17 protein-coding genes are annotated in these 19,480 nt (G+C 60.2%); 6 read left to right on the top strand and 11 right to left on the bottom strand.

The annotated features are described in order from the left end of the window. Nucleotides 1-36 precede the first annotated feature (36 nt). Complete coding sequence (locus I6I71_RS08820) at nt 37-849, bottom strand: TrmH family RNA methyltransferase (RefSeq protein ID WP_201820520.1); 813 nt, start codon at nt 847-849, stop codon at nt 37-39. Nucleotides 850-927: 78 nt separating this feature from the next. On the opposite strand from I6I71_RS08820, the gene I6I71_RS08815 reads away from it, so the two are divergent. Continuing rightward, entirely contained in the window at nt 928-1,896 is a 969-nt protein-coding gene (locus tag I6I71_RS08815; RefSeq protein WP_201820518.1) for a hypothetical protein, read from the top strand. A gap of 265 nt (nt 1,897-2,161) precedes the next feature. Here I6I71_RS08815 and rplT read toward each other — a convergent pair whose 3' ends face one another. The 3 genes from rplT to infC are packed head-to-tail and all read right to left on the bottom strand — an operon-like array spanning nt 2,162 to nt 3,386. Further along, nucleotides 2,162-2,548, bottom strand: a complete 387-nt coding sequence (rplT, locus tag I6I71_RS08810; RefSeq protein WP_052204456.1) for a 50S ribosomal protein L20 — start codon at nt 2,546-2,548, stop codon at nt 2,162-2,164. A gap of 51 nt (nt 2,549-2,599) precedes the next feature. Then, nucleotides 2,600-2,794: a 50S ribosomal protein L35 gene (gene rpmI / locus I6I71_RS08805; RefSeq protein ID WP_052204458.1), complete on the bottom strand. Its 195-nt coding sequence runs from the start codon at nt 2,792-2,794 to the stop codon at nt 2,600-2,602. Between the two features lie 28 nt (nt 2,795-2,822). Beyond that, entirely contained in the window at nt 2,823-3,386 is a 564-nt protein-coding gene (gene infC / locus I6I71_RS08800) for a translation initiation factor IF-3 (protein ID WP_083278946.1), read from the bottom strand. Between the two features lie 343 nt (nt 3,387-3,729). Here infC and I6I71_RS08795 point away from each other — a divergent pair, with 343 nt between their 5' ends. Further along, a complete protein-coding gene (locus tag I6I71_RS08795; protein WP_201820515.1) occupies nt 3,730-5,739 on the top strand; it encodes a DUF2339 domain-containing protein in 2,010 nt (669 codons plus the stop codon). On the opposite strand, the gene uvrA is transcribed toward I6I71_RS08795, so the two are convergent. Next, on the bottom strand, nt 5,704-8,553 hold the full coding sequence (gene uvrA / locus I6I71_RS08790; protein WP_201820512.1) for an excinuclease ABC subunit UvrA: 2,850 nt from the start codon (nt 8,551-8,553) through the stop codon (nt 5,704-5,706). The genes I6I71_RS08795 and uvrA overlap by 36 nt on opposite strands. An 89-nt stretch (nt 8,554-8,642) precedes the next feature. On the opposite strand from uvrA, the gene I6I71_RS08785 reads away from it, so the two are divergent. From I6I71_RS08785 to I6I71_RS08775, 3 genes are all read left to right on the top strand, one after another. Then, the gene (locus I6I71_RS08785; RefSeq protein ID WP_236587289.1) at nt 8,643-9,233 is read left to right on the top strand and encodes an MBL fold metallo-hydrolase; all 591 of its coding nucleotides are present in this window, start codon (nt 8,643-8,645) and stop codon (nt 9,231-9,233) included. Nucleotides 9,234-9,299: 66 nt separating this feature from the next. Continuing rightward, entirely contained in the window at nt 9,300-10,424 is a 1,125-nt protein-coding gene (locus I6I71_RS08780; RefSeq protein WP_101734937.1) for a DoxX family membrane protein, read from the top strand. A gap of 78 nt (nt 10,425-10,502) precedes the next feature. Next, a complete protein-coding gene (locus I6I71_RS08775; protein WP_201820509.1) occupies nt 10,503-12,701 on the top strand; it encodes a HelD family protein in 2,199 nt (732 codons plus the stop codon). Between the two features lie 20 nt (nt 12,702-12,721). Here the strand turns inward: I6I71_RS08775 and I6I71_RS08770 are convergent, their stop codons facing one another. From I6I71_RS08770 to rpsA, 6 genes are all read right to left on the bottom strand, one after another. Next, nucleotides 12,722-13,168, bottom strand: coding sequence for a universal stress protein (locus I6I71_RS08770; protein WP_052206366.1), 447 nt, complete (start codon nt 13,166-13,168; stop codon nt 12,722-12,724). Between the two features lie 25 nt (nt 13,169-13,193). Further along, nucleotides 13,194-13,652, bottom strand: a complete 459-nt coding sequence (locus I6I71_RS08765; RefSeq protein ID WP_201820507.1) for a universal stress protein — start codon at nt 13,650-13,652, stop codon at nt 13,194-13,196. A 34-nt stretch (nt 13,653-13,686) separates the two neighbouring features. Then, entirely contained in the window at nt 13,687-15,777 is a 2,091-nt protein-coding gene (gene uvrB, locus I6I71_RS08760; RefSeq protein ID WP_201820504.1) for an excinuclease ABC subunit UvrB, read from the bottom strand. 18 nt (nt 15,778-15,795) lie between these two features. After that, nucleotides 15,796-16,149, bottom strand: a complete 354-nt coding sequence (locus I6I71_RS08755; RefSeq protein WP_101734940.1) for a DUF4259 domain-containing protein — start codon at nt 16,147-16,149, stop codon at nt 15,796-15,798. Nucleotides 16,150-16,273: 124 nt separating this feature from the next. Then, nucleotides 16,274-16,867, bottom strand: a complete 594-nt coding sequence (coaE, locus tag I6I71_RS08750; protein WP_052204475.1) for a dephospho-CoA kinase — start codon at nt 16,865-16,867, stop codon at nt 16,274-16,276. 67 nt (nt 16,868-16,934) lie between these two features. Further along, nucleotides 16,935-18,404 carry a 30S ribosomal protein S1 gene (gene rpsA, locus I6I71_RS08745; protein WP_052204477.1) on the bottom strand — a complete coding sequence of 490 codons (1,470 nt, stop codon included), beginning with the start codon at nt 18,402-18,404 and terminating at the stop codon, nt 16,935-16,937. Nucleotides 18,405-18,600: 196 nt separating this feature from the next. On the opposite strand from rpsA, the gene I6I71_RS08740 reads away from it, so the two are divergent. Next, complete coding sequence (locus I6I71_RS08740; protein ID WP_201820500.1) at nt 18,601-19,335, top strand: class I SAM-dependent methyltransferase; 735 nt, start codon at nt 18,601-18,603, stop codon at nt 19,333-19,335. Nucleotides 19,336-19,480 lie beyond the last annotated feature (145 nt).

Below are 19,480 nucleotides of genomic sequence, written 5' to 3'. Positions count from 1 at the left end.
TTAGGTTTGCCTACCCTTACGTCTATGCGATAGTAATCACTTCTCGCTCAACGCCTTTGCTGACTCCCACAGGCAAATGGACGCCGCCGTCGAAAGGTTCAAAGACTCAGCGGACCCCGCAATGGGAATGGTGACAGTGTCGTCAGCGGCAGCCAGGACGTCTTCCGGCAGTCCGTGGGCCTCGTTGCCAAACAGCCACGCGGTGGGCGTGTTCAAAGCTTCCCCGGGTTCGGCGAGGTTGAGGGCGCCGTTGGGGGTTGTCGCGAGCGTCGATAAGCCTGAAGCCCTGAGCTGCCCGAGGACACGGTGCATGTCACGGTCGCGCGCGACAGGGACATGGAAGAGCGAGCCAGCGGTGGAACGCACCACCTTCGGCGACTCCGGATCAACCGTGTCACCAGCGAAAATCACCGCATCCGCACCGAGCGCATCCACCAGGCGGATGATCGTGCCCGCGTTGCCTGGGTCGTTGGTTTCCACACACACCGCAACCAGGCGGGGCCTGCCCTTGAGAATCTGCGGAATGGTCCACAACACCGGCTTACACACCGCGAAAATGCCGGTGTTGGTCACCGCGTCGGCGAGGTGATCTGCGGCCTTGTCGTTAATCGCGTGCGTATACACGTCCAAGTAACCAGCCGCACGCACGATTTCCTCGAAACGCTCGGCTGCCGACTGGGTGACAAACAGGTCTGTCGCGGCACCCGTAGCCACCGCCGCCTCCACGGCGTTCTCCCCCTCCACCAAAAACCTCTTGACCTTCTTCCGGCCGGCGGCACGCTTCAACTTCGCGGCGTTGACCACCCGCGGAGTGCGTTCAGTAAATGGCTGATCAAAGTCGAGGGACATGGCAGTTAAGAATACTGCGTTGGAGCTGAGCGCGGTCCATCTGGGAACCGCAGGCGGGTCCGCGCAGTCTAAAGATGCATGAATGTTTTTAACGGCATGACGCTTAACGCGCCGCCAAAGCTCTATCACGCCTCCAAGTCACTATCTGAAAGCGAGTACATACATGCAAATGACCACTATCTGATCCATACCAGCGACGCGGTACCTGCAGCGGTAGCGAGCCTGGCCCAACGGCATCATCCCAGGCAGGTGCACTACCAAGTGCCTGGCCTGCACCGGGCAATTGCCCATCTACTTGCCAACCCATCTTTGAGTGCAACAGGGTTCGCAGCCTTGGCGCTTTACGGAATGAGGTACCTCACCGACTATGCCGACACGTACCTGACTGGACCGGCGATAGCGAAAAAGAGACTCGCAACGAGTCTGACGCCTGCGCTATTCCGTAGCGAACCAAAGGGAATCTGGCAACTCAGTTACCTTGGCTTGGTTTTGCAGGCAGCTCCACCCGCGGTGGCATTGTGTCAGGCGCTGACGCAGGTGCGTTCTGGGGAGGTTCGCTGGCCCATCGTCGAGGTGCCTGGATTGTCTGCAGAGTTCGTTCGTGCTGTCCAGCTTGTAGACGCCGCACGACACTTCATCAAGGTCGACCCCATCGATCTTCTGCGCGCAAGCCGCCAACGCATTAGCCTGCCGTGGCTCGTGGATGTCCTTACTGCCTCTTCCCCGCTCGCAGAATCTCCGAAGGAAACCGAAATGCGCCTTCTCGCGCTCGATGTTGCCAGCAGGTTTCATCTAGATCTTCGAGAGCAGCTTCTGCTTACCGACGCCCACGGCAAGCCAATCACCCGCTTCGACCTAGCCCTGCCCCAACTCAAGATTGGCCTCATGTATGACGGCGCACATCACTGGGAACACGAGCGGCGTCACAAAGACACCGCGATCAACTTAGAGTCTGCAGCCTTGGGTTGGCAGGTGTTGAGGTTTTCGTCGGCAACTCTCTGGGTTCTCGTGGAAAAACTCACGCAGATAGTCGCTGCCAGGGTGTAGGCAGTGACGGCGACTGAAAACAAATGCGAAATCTTTCAGCGTCCTGCGGTTTCTTAGTCACATCCGTAACAAATCAAAATGTTTGCAATGAGGCTGGTGTGACTGGCGTGAATGCGCTGGTCAGGGGATTGCGCAAGGACACACGGGCTGGCTGCGAGCTGAGACTCCGCCGAAAGCCGGCGGCGGCCACGAAAACACCCCAGAAAAACGCAAAAGACGCGCCGGCCAAAGAATGGCACGCGGCGCGTCGTTAAGCGGAAGGCTCCTAGGCAGCCTCAACCGGAGCGTTGACGTCCTCCGGGAGGGCGTTCTTCGCAACCTCGCAAAGAGCGGAGAACGCTGCGAAGTCATTCACAGCCAGCTCGGCGAGGATCTTGCGGTCCACCTCAACCTCGGCCAACTTCAGGCCGTGGATGAGACGGTTGTAGGTGATGTCGTTCATACGAGCTGCAGCGTTGATGCGCTGGATCCACAGCTTGCGGAACTCGCTCTTGCGCTTGCGGCGATCGCGGTACGCGTAGGTCTGGGAGTGCAGCCACTGCTCCTTCGCCTTGCGGTACAGGCGGGAGCGCTGGCCACGGTAGCCCTTCGCGGACTTCAGAATCGCGCGGCGCTTCTTCTTAGCATTGACTGAACGCTTAACACGTGCCATGAGTCATACTTCCTTGTCTTAATTCGTGGGGTAGATGGAAACAGGCAGTGCTTAGGACATGCCGAGGAGGCGCTTCATGCGCTTAACGTCAGCCGGTGCAACGTCCGTGGTGCCGGACAGCTTGCGGCGACGCTTCGAGGACAGCTTCTCGTTGAGGTGGCGCTTACCAGCCTGCTCACGGCGCAGCTTGCCTTTGCCATTAACCTTGATGCGCTTTGCGGTGCCCTTGTGGGTCTTCTGCTTCATGGTAAAAGCCCTTCAGATTGTGATCGTGCTACTTCTTGCCCTTGCGAGCCGGCCCGAAGACCATGGTCATGTTGCGGCCGTCCTGCTTGGGGCGGGACTCCACCACGCCAAGTTCTCCGATGTCGTCGGCGAGACGCTCAAGGAGGCGGTACCCCAGCTCCGGACGCGACTGCTCGCGGCCACGGAACATGATGGTCACCTTGACCTTGTTGCCCTTCTCCAGGAAGCGTTCAACGTTGGCCTTTTTGGTCTGGTAGTCGTGCTCATCGATCTTGGGGCGGAACTTCTGTTCCTTGACCACGGTCTGCTGCTGGTTCTTGCGGGCCTCGCGGGCCTTCTGATCCTGCTCGTACTTGAATTTGCCGTAGTCCATGATCTTGCACACGGGCGGCTTGGCGTTCGGTGCAACCTCAACCAGGTCGAGGTCGGCTTCGTAGGCCAACTTGCGGGCGTCATCCGTGCGGACGATGCCTACCTGCTCGCCGGACGGGCCGACGAGACGAACCTCGGGGACCCGGATCCGTTCATTAATACGAGCTTCAGCGCTGATGAGAACACTCCTTATTAAAAGGTTTAACGTTGTCGCTACCACTGCTACAGGTGGTGTGTTCCCACAAAAAATCCCCGCTCGTGCTGGTGCACGGCGGGAGTTCTCCTCATCAGACACGTCACCCCAAGGTGTAGTGCCCTACCGAGACCCGTATCCTTCCGGCATGTGATGCCGGCGGCTTGGGGTGGGAGTAACTCCACTTGCAGCCCAGGCACCTGGAGGAGGCGCTTTGGGCGGTAGTGCCATAGACACTAACACTTCCCTGCCCCATCACCAAATCACCACACGCCGTCATTGTCACAATCGGATAAATTTGCGCGTCGGGGAAACCTTTTGGTCTCAAAACCAGTCTAAGAATATAGACAGCTATTTAGGAGGCCCCATTATGTCGCACCCCCGAGAGCAGATCATTGACGACGTTCGGCGTCAACTCAATGAGCTTCGCCAAAGCACCGCACATTCGCAGATGCTTATCGACGCCATCACGTCCAACCTCAACCAACTGACCTCATCCCCCGCTGCCGCGCCGCAACCGGCAGCGCAGCCAATGCCGCAACCGGTGCCGCAGATGACGCCAGCTCCGCCACAACCGGCACCGATAGTTCAACAACAGCCGCCGCAGAAGCCCTCGTTGCGGCAACGTGTTTCAGCGTCCATGCACGAACGTCCGCAGCTTTCCACGGAGCAGCGGATTATGCGCTGGGCGGCGATTATCGGATCAGTTATCACCTTTGTTGGCGCATGCCTCGGCATTGCCCTGGCGATCCAGTCCGGGCTCCTCGGCCCGGTCGGCCGTGCGGTGGGTGCTGCGCTTCTTGCCGTGATCCTACTTGGTATCGGCATCTGGCTCGATGTGCGCAAAGGCACCAATGCTGGCGTGATGGCGCTGTACGTGACGTCGTTTTTGATCCTTGCGCTGGATCTTTTCTATGTCGGCATGGTGCAAAACTGGGTGTTGCCTGATGCGGTCGTCCTCGCGTTCATCCTGTTGTGGACTGGGTATCTCGCCCTGGCTAAGTGGCGCAACAACCTGCGCCTGGTTGTTGCCATGTGCATCATCCTTGTTTTCTACTCAGGCACGTTGATTACGAAGTACGCCTTCGCCAATGCTCTTGTCCTCGTGCCACCGGTTTTGGTGGTCTTGATGACGTGGTGGATGTGCAGGCAGGCGTCGCCACGCATGCTCACTATCGTGCGCACGGTGGCTGGGCTGCTGCTTGCGTGGCAGACGTGGCTGGTCATGGTGCTTGGAGACTTCATCTCCGGGCCATACACTCAGCCCACGCTCATCAACGCTGCGGTTGTCATCCCACTCGTCGGGGTCGTGCTGCTGGTCGTGGGCGAGCTGTTCTTTAGGCCGTATCCAGCAACTCCACGTATGACTGTTGCCGCGGGCGTTGTGGCACCCGCGCTCGTGTTGTTGCTGTCGCACATGATGCTTGAAGACGTCGCCCGGTGGATCCTCGTAGCCGTCGCAATTGCCGTCACGTGTCTGGTCACGGTCGTCGGCCGCGGCAGACCAGGCAGCCAACAGGCCAACCAAGCAGCCAACTCCTGGCTGATTACCGGCTGGTTCATGGTGCTGCCTTTTACATTCCTGCCGCTGTTTCTCATCTACCACGACGCGTACAACCTCAGCCCCTGGACAACATGGGTTCCTAGGCTCACCCTCCTTGTAATGGCCAGTGCCGTGGTGTTCCTCACCACGAGGGTGCCTGTGCGCACAGTCCCAGTGCTCGCCGCGTGGGCAATCATGGTGTTGGCTGGCGTGTGGGACGCGTTGTTTACAGCACTCAGCCCACTGCTTCCACTGTTGGCGGCACCGCAGTATTTGGCGATGGGTGTCGCGCTGGCAGTCCTGCTCGTCGTTTGCATTGCCCTACCGGGGCTCCGGCAGGGCCTTTCGGGCACAGCACGCAAAGCATTTGCAGCTTACGGCCTACTCCTGGAGATGGTGGCTGTAGTGACCATCACTCAGTCAATTGGAGAGCTCATCAACCCGAGTACCTACAACTCGACAACGCACAACTACGAAGGCCACGAGGGCGCCTTCTACGTCGGCCACATGATCGTGTCCATCTCGTGGATGGCGCTCGCGGCGTGGCTTTTGGTCAAACGCGCCAGCAACCGCGCCAACAACATGGATGCTAAGAGCGAGCGCACCGCTGGCCTGATCATTGCGATTGTGGCTACGGCGAAACTGGTCATCTTCGACATGGCGGCGCTCGACGGCATTCCGCGCGTGCTCACGTTTATCGTGTCTGGCCTCCTGCTTATCGCCGTCGCGGCGAAGGGCGCGCAGCGCAAGCAAGAGCCCGGCGAGCTACAGCCGCAGCCGCAGCTACAACTACAGCCGCAGCTACACCAGAGGCCGGAGGAATTCGCCGGTAAATGACCCTTCCACCCGAGCCACGTCCTCCGGCGTGCCCTGGGCAACCACGGTGCCGCCGCCGGAGCCACCTTCAGGACCCATGTCCACAATCCAGTCTGCGGACTTGATTACGTCAAGGTTGTGCTCAATCACAAGCACCGTGTTGCCCTTATCCACAAGGCCGTTGAGCACCAGCATGAGTTTGCGGATGTCTTCGAAGTGGAGGCCAGTGGTCGGCTCGTCGAGGATATAGATCGTACGGCCGTTGGAGCGCTTCTGCAGCTCGGCGGCCAGCTTCACGCGCTGGGCCTCGCCGCCGGAGAGCGTGGTGGCGCTTTGGCCGAGGCGGACGTAGCCCAAGCCGACGTCTACAAGCGTCTGCAAATAGCGGTGAATGGACGTGATCGGCTCGAAGAACTCGGTCGCCTCAGAGATCGGCATGTCCAGCACTTCTGCGATGTTCTTGCCCTTGTAGCGCACTTCAAGGGTTTCGCGGTTGTAGCGTGCGCCGCCGCAGACCTCGCAAGGCACGTAAACATCGGGCAGGAAGTTCATCTCGATTTTGATGGTGCCGTCACCACGACACGCCTCACAGCGCCCGCCCTTGACGTTGAAGGAGAAGCGCCCCGGCTTGTAGCCGCGCACCTTGGACTCCTGCGTTTCCGCAAACAGGGTACGGATCTTGTCAAACACGCCCGTGTAGGTTGCCGGGTTTGAGCGCGGCGTGCGCCCGATCGGGCTCTGGTCCACCTGCACTAGCTTGTCCAGGTGTTCAAGGCCCTCGACCTTCTTCACGCGCCCCGGCACCTGGCGTGCGCCGTTGAGCTGGTTCTGCAGCGTCTTCGCCAGAATCTGGTTGACCAGGGTGGACTTGCCGGAGCCGGACACGCCAGTCACCGCCACCAGCACACCTAGCGGAAGATCCACAGTCACGTTGTCCAGGTTGTTCTCGCGCGCACCGATGACCTTGAGCATTCTTTGCTTATCCACGGCGCGCCGCTGAGCAGGCACCTCAATTGTCTTGCGCCCGCTCAGGTAGTCACCTGTAATCGAGTCCTTCGCCTTCTTAATGCCTTCCGGCGCGCCTTGGTAGACCACTTCGCCGCCGTACTCGCCGGCGCGCGGGCCGATGTCGATGAGCCAGTCGGCCTCGCGGATCGTGTCCTCATCGTGCTCGACCACAACAAGCGTGTTGCCTAAGTCGCGCAGCTTCTTCAGCGTCTTAATCAGGCGCTGGTTGTCGCGCTGGTGCAGGCCAATGGAGGGCTCATCCAGCACGTAGAGCACACCAGCCAGGCCGGAGCCGATCTGCGTGGCAAGGCGAATGCGCTGCGCCTCACCACCGGAAAGCGTTCCGGCAGAGCGGGACAGGGTGAGGTAGTTCAGGCCAACGTCGATAAGAAAGTGCAAACGCGCCTGAATCTCGCGCAGCACGGCACCTGCAATCATTTCCTCGCGGTAGCCCAGGACCAGGTTGTCCAGGTACTGCGAGGCGTCCTCAATCGAAAGCTCAGTCAGACCGGCGATGGATTTCTCGCCATGCGTCGTGGAGGCAAGCCGCACCGCCAGAATTTCCGGCTTGAGGCGGGTGCCTTCACAGGTTGGGCACGGCACCTCACGGGTGTAGGCCAGCAGACGGTCCTTCTGCGTGTCTGTCTCGGCCTGCTCCATCTTGCGCTCGATGTAGCCCACCACACCCTCGTAGGCAGCGGTGTAGGAACGCTGGCGGCCGTAACGGTTCTTGTAGCGAACGTTCACCTTGGTTGGAGAGCCATGCACTAGGTGTTTCTGCTGCGTCTTGGTCAACGAGCTCAGCGGCGCGTGCGCATCAAAGCCCTCTTCCTTCGCCAATGCCTCAATCAGTTTGGTGAAGTAACCCTTGTTCGGGCTGGAGTTCCAGATCTGGAATGCATCCACCGCCGGCGCATCCGGGTCCGGAATCACCAGGTCAATGTCCACCTCCTTACGCACGCCAAGGCCGTCGCACACCGGGCAGGCACCGAACGGTGAGTTGAAGGAGAACGCGCGCGGCTCATATTCCTCCACGTGCAGCTTGTGGCCGTTCGGGCAGGCCATCTTCTCCGAGAAGATCTGCACGCGGTCCGGATCGTCCGCATCCAGGTCAACAAAGTCGAAGCCTACAAGCCCTTCTGCCAGCTTCAGCGCTGTTTCCACAGAATCAGTCAGGCGCTGCTTTTGGCTGGCTTTGACGGTGAGGCGGTCCACCACTACGTCAATAGTGTGCTTGATCTGCTTTTCCAGCTTGGGCGGGTCCGACAGCTGGTAGGTCTCACCGTCCACGTTCACGCGCGAGTAACCCTGCGCAGCCAGGTCCGCGAACAGGTCTTGGAACTCACCCTTGCGCTTGCGCACTACCGGGGCGAGCACCTGGAACTTGGTGCGCTCCTCCAGAGCCAGGATCTGGTCCACGATCTGCTGCGGCGTTTGCCGCTCAATCACCGCGTCACACACCGGGCAGTGCGGGGTGCCGGCGCGCGCGTAGAGCAGACGCAAATAGTCATAGATCTCGGTGATCGTGCCCACGGTGGAGCGCGGGTTGCGGTTGGTGGATTTCTGGTCAATAGACACAGCCGGGCTCAAACCGTCGATGTAATCCACATCAGGTTTGTCCATCTGGCCGAGGAACATGCGCGCGTATGAGGACAGTGACTCCACGTAGCGCCGCTGACCTTCCGCGAAGATCGTGTCAAACGCTAGCGAGGACTTTCCCGAGCCGGACAGTCCAGTAAAGACCGTCATCTTGTCTCGGGGCAGCTCAATGTCAATGCCCTTGAGGTTGTGTTGGCGCGCGCCGCGCACTGTCAGCTTTTCAGCCACGTGTGTCCTTTATCTTTCAGAGTCCGTACCCCCTGAACCTACCAACTTCTCCCGGCTAGAAACTATTCCGAGCAGCTACGCTGGCAGCTATGCAACTCCACCAGATTTCTGTTTCCAGCATGGATAACAACTGCTACCTCTTGGCTTCCGAGGGGCAGGGTTTGCTTATCGACGCTGCCGATAACCCCCAAGCCCTGCTCACCATGGCCCAAGACGCAGGTGTGCGTATTACGGATGTGTTGACTACGCACCGTCACCACGATCACGTCCGCGCTTTAGAGGCGGTGCTGGCGGAGACGGGGGCAACCCACTGGGCGTCGCACTTGGACGCCCCAGCACTGCCAGCGCCCGTGGATAAGGAGTTGGATGACGGCGACTACATCGAGTTCGCTGGCCACCGCATCCCGGTAGCCATTTTGCGCGGACACACCCCGGGTGGGGTTGCCATTGCGGTGGAGATTGACGGTGAGATGCACCTCTTTGTGGGTGACTCCGTCTTCCCAGGTGGCCTGGGCAAGACCGCCTCCGAGGGTGACTTTGTGCGACTGTTCAATGACGTCAAGGCCAAGATCTTTGACCGGTTTGAGGACGACGCGATTATCCACCCAGGCCACGGCGCCTCCACCACCGTTGGCGCTGAGCGTGGCAGCTTGGATGAATGGTGGCAGCGCCGCTGGTAGCTGTCTACAGTGGGAGGCACACTTTCAACTTTGATCCAATTTTGAACGAAAAGGAATGATGAGAAGATGATCCGCAAGATCGCGCGCCCAATGCTCGCGTCGGTGTTCATAATTGATGGAGCTAAGACCGTCATGAACCCGTCCAGCAACAAGGAGAGCGCTGCAAGCGTGCTTGAGCAGGTGCGTGCCGCAGTGCCGCGCCAGTACCGCTCCTTCCTGCCGCAGGATCCGGAGACCGCAGCACAGATCGTTGGCGGCGTGAAGGCTGGCGCTGGTTCCCTGTTTGCCATTGGCAAGCTGCCGCGCACCGCCGCTGCACTGCTCACCGCAACGTCTGCGGCTTCCCTGGTGGGCCGCAACGCGTTTTGGAACACCGATGATGAGGATGAGAAGCTGCGTCGCCGCGCAGGTGCCCTGACTGATCTGGCACTGACCGGCGGCGTGCTGTTGGCATCGGTGGATACCGCTGGCAAGCCGGACATCAAGTGGCGTGCGCAGAACGCTGCTCGCGTGGCTAAGAAGAATGTCCAGCAGGCACTGCCCACCCAGTCTGAGACTGAGAAGGCGCTGCACAAGGCAAGCAACTGGTTTAGTGACGCTACCGAGCAGGTTGGCGATTACATTGAGGACAACAAGGGCGACTGGGCCAAGGCCGCAAACCGCGCCGGTAGTGCTGCTCAGGACCTCTTCGGCGATGCTCGCAAGCAGACCTCCCACTTCCTGTCCAACGCCAGCGACTGGCTGGAGGACGCAACCGATGAGCTGCAGGACAACTACAAGGACCTGAAGCCGAGCAAGCTGGATCAGCTCAAGGCAAAGCGCAAGGTCAACAACCTTGTGGATGACGCGAAGGGCTGGGCCGAGGACGCATTCGATGAGCTGACCCCGTCCAAGCTGGAGAAGTTCAAAGCAAAGCGCAAGGTCAACTCCGTGGTGAGCGACCTGCAGGCTTCCCTGGATGACTTGGGGCCGTCCACCCTGGATAAGTTCCGTGCTAAGCGCAAGGTAAAGAAGTCTGCTGCCAAGCTGCAGGACAAGGCGCAGGAGGCCGTAGATAGCCTGCAGGACGCATGGGACAACTTGGATGTTGCTCCGTCCTGGCGCCAGAAGCGCAAGTGGAAGAAGCGTGCCAACAAGGCTGAAAAGCAGGCGAAGAAGCTTGTGAAGAAGGCACAGAAGAAGCTGGGCTAGTTCCCCGCTTCCCTTGGCCTGACGCAACGAGCGGCCCCGCCCCGGAATATTCCGGGCTGCGGGGTCGTTTTGCTGTGTATGAGCCCAGAGAAGATTGTTGAGGAACAAGCCCACGCCGACGTCCTCTTTTCCCATCTGGGTGCGGAGGTGGATGCCGCGCGCGCAAAACTCGCTGCGGTGCAGGCGGACGTTGACCCGGACAACCCGGACTCGGATGCGCTGGTGCGACGGGAAACCGAGTACCACGCGCTAAATGCCAAGCTGGATCAGCTTGGCGTAGCAGAGGTTGGCTTGGTGTTTGGCCGCGTGGATGTTGCCGATGAGGACCCGGATAATCCGGTACCGGGTGTGGCAGGCGTTGATCGCAGGTACGTCGGCCGTTTGGGCCTGGTGGATCGTGAGGATAATTACCGCACGCTGCTGCTAGATTGGCGCGCACCACAGGCCAGGCCGTTCTATCTGGCAACCACTGCGCACCCGGAGGGTGTGCGTATGCGTCGCAATATCCGCATGCGCGGGCGCACAGTCACGGCGGTGGATGATGAGGTGCTTTCGGGCGACGACGTTGCGCTTGAGACTCAGGCGGCCAACGTCGGGTCTGAAGCTGCGTTGCGCCGAGCGATGGATGCCGCACGCACCGGACACATGCAGTCCATCGTGGAGACCATCCAGCGCGAGCAAGACGACATTATCCGTGACCCAACGCGCGGTGTGATGGTTGTCCAGGGTGGCCCCGGCACCGGCAAGACTGCCGTTGCGCTGCACCGCGTCGCCTACCTGCTCTACACCTGGCGCGAGCAACTCAGCCGCACGGGCGTGCTCATTATTGGTCCGAACGATACCTTTTTGGACTACATCTCTCGCGTACTTCCGGAGCTTGGTGAGACCGGCGTGATCTTAAGCACCCTGGAAAACTTGGTCCCGGGGTTCGCGCCGGGTACCCACGAGGAGCCGTTTAGTGCCCGCGAGGTGAAGGGCTCCGAGGAGATGGTGACCATCCTGCGCCGTGCGGTGCAGGCCTACCAGGTCGTGCCTGATGAGCCGGTTGAGCTGAATATCGACGGTGTGCGTATCCACGCCACCCCGGCCATGATCAAGGCATCGCGCACCCGTGCGCGGCGCAGCCGCAAGCCCCACAACGCGGCCCGCGCCGTCTATCAGGAGGACTTAACGCAGCGGTTGGCGCAGGCGTTGGCCACACGCATCGGTGAGGACCCGCTGGGTGGTGCGAACCTGCTTTCCGCTGCCGATGTGGACCAGCTGCACGATGATCTTGCAGAGCACCCGCAGGTGCTTGGTTTGATCCAGGACACCTTCCCTATTCTGAGTCCCACTCAGGTGCTCGGCGAGCTGCTTTCTAGCCACGAGCGTATTGCTGAGGTGGCGTTTGATTATGACGACTACACGCGCGAAGCCTTCTACCGCCCAGCCGGCAGCCCGTTCACGCCGTCCGATACGGCCTTGATAGATGAGCTGTCTGTAATCGTTGGCACGGTGGACCCGGAGGAAGAGCGCCGCGCGGAGGAAGAGGCCTGGCGCAGGCAGGTGGCTGAGGCGGAGGAGGCCTTGGATGTACTTGCCTCCTCCGAGGCCACGGATAATGATGACGACCAGTTTGAGGCCGAGATCCTCTCTGCCACCGACGTCATTGACGCCGAAACGCTGGCCAGCCGCCAGCGCGCCACGGATACGCGTTCTACCGCGGAGCGCGCCGCCGCGGACCAGGCCTGGGCGTACGGGCACGTGATTGTGGACGAAGCCCAGGAGCTCTCCCCCATGGAATGGCGGATGGTGTTTCGCCGCTGCCCGAGCCGTTGGATGACGTTGGTTGGTGACACGGCGCAGACATCTGCGCCGGCAGGTGTTGACGATTGGGCCAGCGCCCTGGAGCCGTTCGTGAACACCCGTTTCAGGATGCATGAGCTGACGGTGAACTACCGCACCCCTGCGGAGATCATCGCGTACGCCGACACAGTGCTTGAGCACGGCGGCGGCACCCCGCGTGAGCAAACCAGTATCCGCCAGGGAGAGCCGGTGCGCTTCATGCCCACCGGCACGAACCCGGATTCAGTTGCCGCGGGTTTTGCCGATGATGAGGGCCGCTCCGTGGCCGTGATCGACAGCAGCAACGTGGCCTTCATGAAGGGCCTGGAGTTTGACCACGTGATTGTGGTGGAGCCACAGAAAATAGTTGAGGCCTCGCCACAGGGGTGGCAAGACCTCTACGTTGCAGTGACCAGGGCGACACAGACCCTGACGGTTATCGGGGAGCTCTAGCTCCCCAGCGGGAAAAAGAACTACTCGGTGACGGTGTGGACGATCATCACGTCACAGTCAGACTGACGTGCAACGTCCGCCGGAACCGAGCCCAGCAGGCGGCCGGTCAGGGAGTTGATGCCGCGGTTACCCACAACCAGCAGTTCTGCCTTGTTGTCGTTCACAATCGCCATCAGCGCCTCAACCGGGGTGCCCGGGCGCGTTGCGGTCTGCACGTCCTTGGCACCAACCGAGCGTGCGTGCTCAGCTGCGGCTTCCAGGTTCTTCAACGCCTGATCGTCACCAAGAATGGTCACAGAATCCTGGCGCAGTGCCTTCGAGGCGTCAGCCTCGGACTGGTAGTACGCGGTACCAATAACCAGCGTTGCGTCAAACGCCACCGCCATCTTGGCTGCACGCTCAACAGCAAGGAGGGAAGACTTCGAGCCGTCCGAACCGACGACAATGGTGTTGTAGTAGTTGGCCATGCGCATAAGTGTAACGCGTTTGCCCCTAGCTTCGTAGCTCAGGCTGAGTATCCACCAGCATCACGTCCACAGGAGCTTTCTTAACGACGCTACCTGGAACGTTTCCAAACACCCTCCCTGCAAGCGAACGCATCCCCTTGTTACCAACAACCAGGAGTTCGACATCAAATTCCCTGACGGATTCGATCAACACCGCTGCCGGCTGGCCGCCGCGGGAAACCGTGCGGATGTCCTTGGCCTGCTCTGCCTCAGCAATCTCACGCGCGCGCTGCAAAATCTCTTGGGCGCCGGTTTCTGTCACAACGTCCGCACCAGTTAACTCGCGGTTTGTGGAGTCAAGCACCGAGCCGGACGCCGAGTAGTGCGCGCAGATAATGGTCAGGCTCGCGTCATACACCCGCGCGAGGCTTGCCGCGGCACGCACTGCCGCCATGGACGTAGCGGAGCCATCGGTGCCAACGGCAATTGAAGAGTACGAAAACATTGTGGGCCTTCCTAAACCTTTGAAACGTGCAACGTTAATTTCCTGACTCTTTCATACCACGCAGCTCCTTGCGCAGATCCGCGATCTCATCACGCAAGCGTCCGGCAAGTTCGAACTTCAGCTCGCGGGCGGCTTCACCCATTTGGTTCGTCAGATCGTCGATAAGCTGCTGAAGCTCATCGGAAGCCATGGTGGACACATCGGGTCGCTCAACAATGGCTGCTTCCCCACCGCGGGTGTCTGCATCGGTGTTCTCGTAGACCTGGTCCAGAATGTCGGCGATGGCCTTACGCAGCGGCTGCGGGTCAATGCCGTGCTCCTTGTTGTAGGCGATCTGCTTTTCGCGGCGACGCTCCGTCTCTTCAATCGCCGCCTGCATGGAGTCGGTGATGTTGTCGGCATACATGATGACCTCGCCAGAGACGTTACGTGCGGCGCGGCCGATGGTCTGGATCAGCGACTTCGTGGAGCGCAGGAAGCCCTCCTTGTCCGCATCGAGAATTGCCACAAGTGACACTTCCGGCAGGTCAAGGCCCTCACGCAGGAGGTTGATACCCACGAGCACATCGAATTCCCCCAGACGCAGCTGCCGCAGCAGCTCCACGCGCTGCAAGGTGTCAATGTCCGAGTGGAGGTAGCGCACCTTGATGCCGTTGTCCAAGAAATAGTCTGTCAGATCCTCGGCCATACGCTTCGTCAGCGTGGTCACCAACACACGCTCATTTTTCTCCACGCGCAGGCGGATCTCATGGATCAAATCATCGATCTGGCCCTTGGTGGGACGCACGCTCACCTTCGGATCCACGAGGCCGGTTGGGCGAATGACCTGCTCAACAAACTCGCCGCCGGAAGCCTCAAGCTCATAGTCTCCAGGCGTTGCGGACATGTAGACGGTCTGCCCCACGCGGGCTTCGAACTCGTCGAACGTCAGCGGGCGGTTATCCACTGCCGACGGCAAGCGGAACCCGAACTCCACCAAGTTGCGCTTACGCGACATGTCGCCCTCAAACATGCCGCCGATCTGGGGCACGGTCACGTGAGACTCATCAATGATGGTCAGGAAGTCTTCCGGGAAGTAATCAATCAGCGTTGCCGGCGCGGAACCCGCGGCACGGCCGTCCATGTGGCGCGAATAGTTCTCAATGCCGGAGCAGAAGCCCACCTGCTGGATCATCTCCAGGTCATACTCGGTGCGCATGCGAAGGCGTTGGGCTTCGAGCAGTTTGCCCTTGCTCTCCAGCTCTTCAAGCCGGTCCGCTAGCTCCTCCTTGATCGCCTCGATAGCTTTCTCCATGCGCTCATCCGTAGCCACGTAGTGCGTGGCCGGGAAGATACGCACCTCTTCTTCCTGGCTGATCACATCACCCGTGAGCGGGTGGATGTAGTAGAGCGTGTCAACCTCATCGCCGAAAAACTCCACGCGCACCGCGACCTCTTCATAGGCGGGAATAATGTCTACTGTGTCGCCCTTCACACGGAAGGTGCCACGCTTAAAGTCCACGTCATTGCGCTCATACTGCACGTCTACCAGCAGGCGCAGGAAGCGGTCCCGTTCCACCTCTTCTCCTACTTGCAGCACAATCGAACGGTCCAGGTAGGACTGCGGCGTGCCGAGACCGTAGATGCAGGAGACAGAGGCAACCACCACAACATCACGACGACTCAGCAGCGCCGAGGTCGCCGAGTGGCGCAGACGCTCCACATCATCATTAATCGAAGAGTCTTTCTCAATGTAGGTATCGGTCTGCGCTATGTAGGCCTCTGGCTGGTAATAGTCGTAATACGAGACGAAGTACTCTACAGCGTTATTCGGCAGCAGCTGGCGAAGCTCATTGGCCAGCTGCGCGGCCAACGTCTTGTTCGGTGCCATCACCAACGTTGGCCGCTGCTGCTTCTCAATCAACCACGCGGCTGTCGCGGACTTACCGGTACCCGTGGCACCCATGAGCACCACATCTTCCTCACCACGCCGCAGGCGCTCGTCCAACTCCTTGATCGCCGAAGGCTGGTCGCCCGAGGGCTCATACTCAGAGATAACCTCGAACGGTTTTTCACGACGCTCAATTTCACCAACCGGGCGAAACTCAGACTGCGCAAGGACAGGATGTTCAGCAGCAAAAGCCATGCAGGCCAGTCTACGGCCCTACGACGCAAACTTGCGCGCGGCAGCCAACCACTCGTCGAGCTCGCCGGTTTCCTGCCACAGGGCATAGAGTTCAGAGCTGCCAGGTTTGAGCACTTCAGCTGCGTTACGACGGATCCATCTCCGGTCATCCGCACTAAACGGGAAACGCGCGACCGCCTCAGCATGCTCTTCCGGCACGTGCCCGTTGAGCACAGCGGCAAGCGCAATGATCAGCTCGGCTTCCTCGGCGTTGAGCGGGCTGCGGGAGCAGTTGAAGCGGAACTGGTCCATGCGAAACGTGCCGTTGGCAAGTGCTGCCACGACGTCTGCGGCCGAGTCATTATCAAACGGCCCTGTATCCCAGGTACCCATGCCGTGTCACACTAAAGGGCTAAGGTTAACAACCCCTATACCTTTGGTGAACGTCATCGGGCTAACACGAGAACTCTTAGGTCACGCTCTTAGGTCACGCGCCTGGTCGGTTAGGAACTGTCAGCTACGAACGAATTCGTGCAAGTACCTTTTCCACCTGCGGCGCGAGTGCTTCGACCGGGCCGTTGTTGTCAATGACTACGTCGGCGGCGGCAAGACGTGTGGCGTCGTCAATCTGGCGGGCGATGCGCGCCCGGGCATCGGCTTCATCGAGCCCGCGCGAGGACACGAGGCGGCGCACCCGCTCATCTACGTCCACGTTGACCACCACGGTGAGGTCCATGTCGTTGTGCAGGCCAAGGTCTACAAGTAATGGCATGTCATAGACCGCAGCCTGCGCGCCCGCGGCCTCGTGTTCGGTGAATTGGCGCTCGGCTTCTGCCCGGATCGCCGGGTGGGTAATCGCGTTCAAACGCTGCGTGGCTTCCTCGGTGGCAAACGCACGGCGGGCCAGCTCCGCGCGGTTGAGTGTGCCGTCTGGGCCAATGAGATCGTCGCCGAACTCTTGCGCTACCTCGGCGAGTACGGGGGAACCTGGTTCCATGATGGTGCGGGCGATAGCGTCAGCGTCGACAAGCGGAAGCCCTGCATCCTGCAGCAAGCCGGCAACCGTGGATTTGCCGCTGCCGATGCCGCCGGTGAGTCCAATGCGTTTCATAGTTTCCGAACATAACAAAACGGCCCGCACCCCGGTTGGGGCAGGCGGGCCGTAGTTGTTCTAGCTCTTAGTTGCCAGCAAGCTTCTCACGCAGAGCAGCGAGCTGCTCGTCGGAAGCCAGGGAACCACCCTCGGACTCGGATGCTGCCGGAGCGTCAGCACCAGACTCGGAGGAGTAGTTGGACTCAGAGGAGTAGTCGGAGCCACCCTGCTCTGCTGCCTCTGCAGCTGCAGCGCGGTGACGCTCGATCTGAGCGGTGTGAGCCTGGAAGCGACGCTCTGCCTCTGCGTAGCGTGCCTCCCACTCCTGGCGAGCTTCCTCGAAGCCTTCCATCCACTCGTTGGTCTCCGGGTCGAAGCCCTCCGGGAAGATGTAGTTGCCCTGCTCGTCGTAGGAGTCGGCCATGCCGTAGCGGGACGGATCGAACTCTTCTGCGTAGTCCTCATCAGCCTGCTTAAGCGACAGGGAGATACGACGACGCTCGAGGTCGATGTCGATGACCTTGACCATAACTTCCTGGCCAACGGTAACAACCTGGTCCGGGACCTCCACGTGGCGCTGAGCCAGCTCGGAGATGTGTACCAGGCCCTCGATGCCCTCCTCGACGCGAACGAACGCGCCGAACGGAACGAGCTTGGTAACCTTGCCCGGGACGATCTGGCCCACAGCGTGGGTGCGGGCGAAGACGCGCCACGGATCTTCCTGGGTTGCCTTCAGGGACAGGGACACGCGCTCGCGGTCCAGGTCAACGTCGAGCACCTCAACGGTGACCTCGTCGCCCACGGTGACAACCTCAGACGGGTGGTCGATGTGCTTCCAGGACAGCTCGGAAACGTGAACCAGGCCGTCAACACCGCCAAGGTCGACGAATGCGCCGAAGTTGACGATGGAGGAAACGACACCCTTGCGCACCTGGCCCTTCTGCAGCTGGTGCAGGAAGTCGGAGCGGACCGCAGACTGGGTCTCCTCCAGGTAAGCGCGGCGGGACAGCACCACGTTGTTGCGGTGCTTGTCCAGCTCGATGATCTTTGCCTCGAGCTCCTGGCCGATGTACGGATCCAGGTCGCGCACGCGGCGCATCTCCACCAGCGATGCCGGCAGGAAGCCGCGCAGGCCGATGTCCAGGATGAGGCCGCCCTTGACAACCTCGATGACCGTACCGGTAACCGGCTGGTCGTTGGCCTGCAGCTCCTCGATGGTGCCCCAAGCACGCTCGTACTGAGCGCGCTTCTTGGACAGCATCAGGCGGCCTTCCTTGTCCTCCTTTGTCAGGACAAGTGCGTCGATCTCATCGCCGACCTCGACCACGTCTTCCGGGTCAACGTCGTGCTTGATGGACAGCTCGCGGGTGAGGATGATGCCCTCAGTCTTGTAGCCGATGTCGAGGAGGACCTCATCGTGGTCAACCTTAACAACGGTGCCGGTGACGATATCGCCATCGTTGAAGTACTTGATGGTCTCGTCCACTGCGGCGAGAAATTCCTCAGGGCCACCGATGTCATTGATGGCTACCTGGGGTGCGTTGGAAGTGCGCATATGTGTATGTGCTCCGAAAAATAGGAGGTCGAAATGTACATGGGCATGTCTTTCAAAAACCGGAAGCACGTGCTTAAGTTGGGTTTTGATCTCACGGCGTTGACGGGCAGGCCCTCCTATTTACGGCACCACTCGCCCCGACGCTGCGACACGCTCGCCCAACAATACTGCCTTTACCCAGCTAAAGCAAATGATTATGACCACTCCATCGCAAGCAAACAGACACCATTGGGACAGTGACGCCCAGCGCTATCACGACGCCCACCCCGAGTACCTCAACGGCTTCTATTGGTGCCCAGAAATGCTCTCGGAGCAAGAGGGCCGTTTGCTTGGCGACGTCTCCGGCGCCACCATCCTAGAAATCGGTTGCGGCAGTGCCCCGTGCGCCAATTGGTTGGCGCAGAATACGGGCGCCCGCCTGGTGACAGGCTTTGACATTTCGTCAGGCATGCTTTCCCGAGCGAGCGGCCCCGCGCCACTTACACAGGCCGATGTTCTGGCACTTCCCTACCGCGATCACAGCTTTGACGTTGCCTTCTCCGCATTTGGTGCGCTGCCGTTTGTCGCCGACATCAATACAGCCTTCGAGGAGATCGCGCGCGTACTCGCCCCGGGTGGACGCTTCGTGTTTTCCGTCAACCATCCGATGCGCTGGGTCTTCCCAGACGACCCGGACGAGCTAACTGCGGAGATTAGCTACTTTGAACGCGAATACCTTGAACACAACGATCAGGGGGAACTGACATACGCGGAATACCACCGCACCTTCGGCGACTGGGTTCGCGCTCTTGGGCAAGCTGGCTTTTGGCTCGCGGACGTCTTCGAGCCCGAATGGCCTGCCAACCTGAACATCACCTGGGGCCAATGGTCCCCCAAGCGCGGCGCAATCTTCCCAGGCACCGCCATTTTCGTAGCATTTTTGGCTAGCTAACTACCCCCATTTTTACACCCCCGTGAATTTAATCCCAGCTTATCCCTTAGCCTCTGTTAAGTTAATTCACGGCTATCCCTCTACTTAGGGAAAGCACCCTCTAGGGGGAAGAGGAACAACTTAATACCAACTCAACAGAAAACGG

The organism is Corynebacterium riegelii (genome assembly GCF_016728505.1).
Lineage (GTDB): Bacteria > Actinomycetota > Actinomycetes > Mycobacteriales > Mycobacteriaceae > Corynebacterium > Corynebacterium riegelii.
Note: the sequence above shows the minus strand (reverse complement) of the source record. Positions and strands in the feature narration are given on the sequence as shown.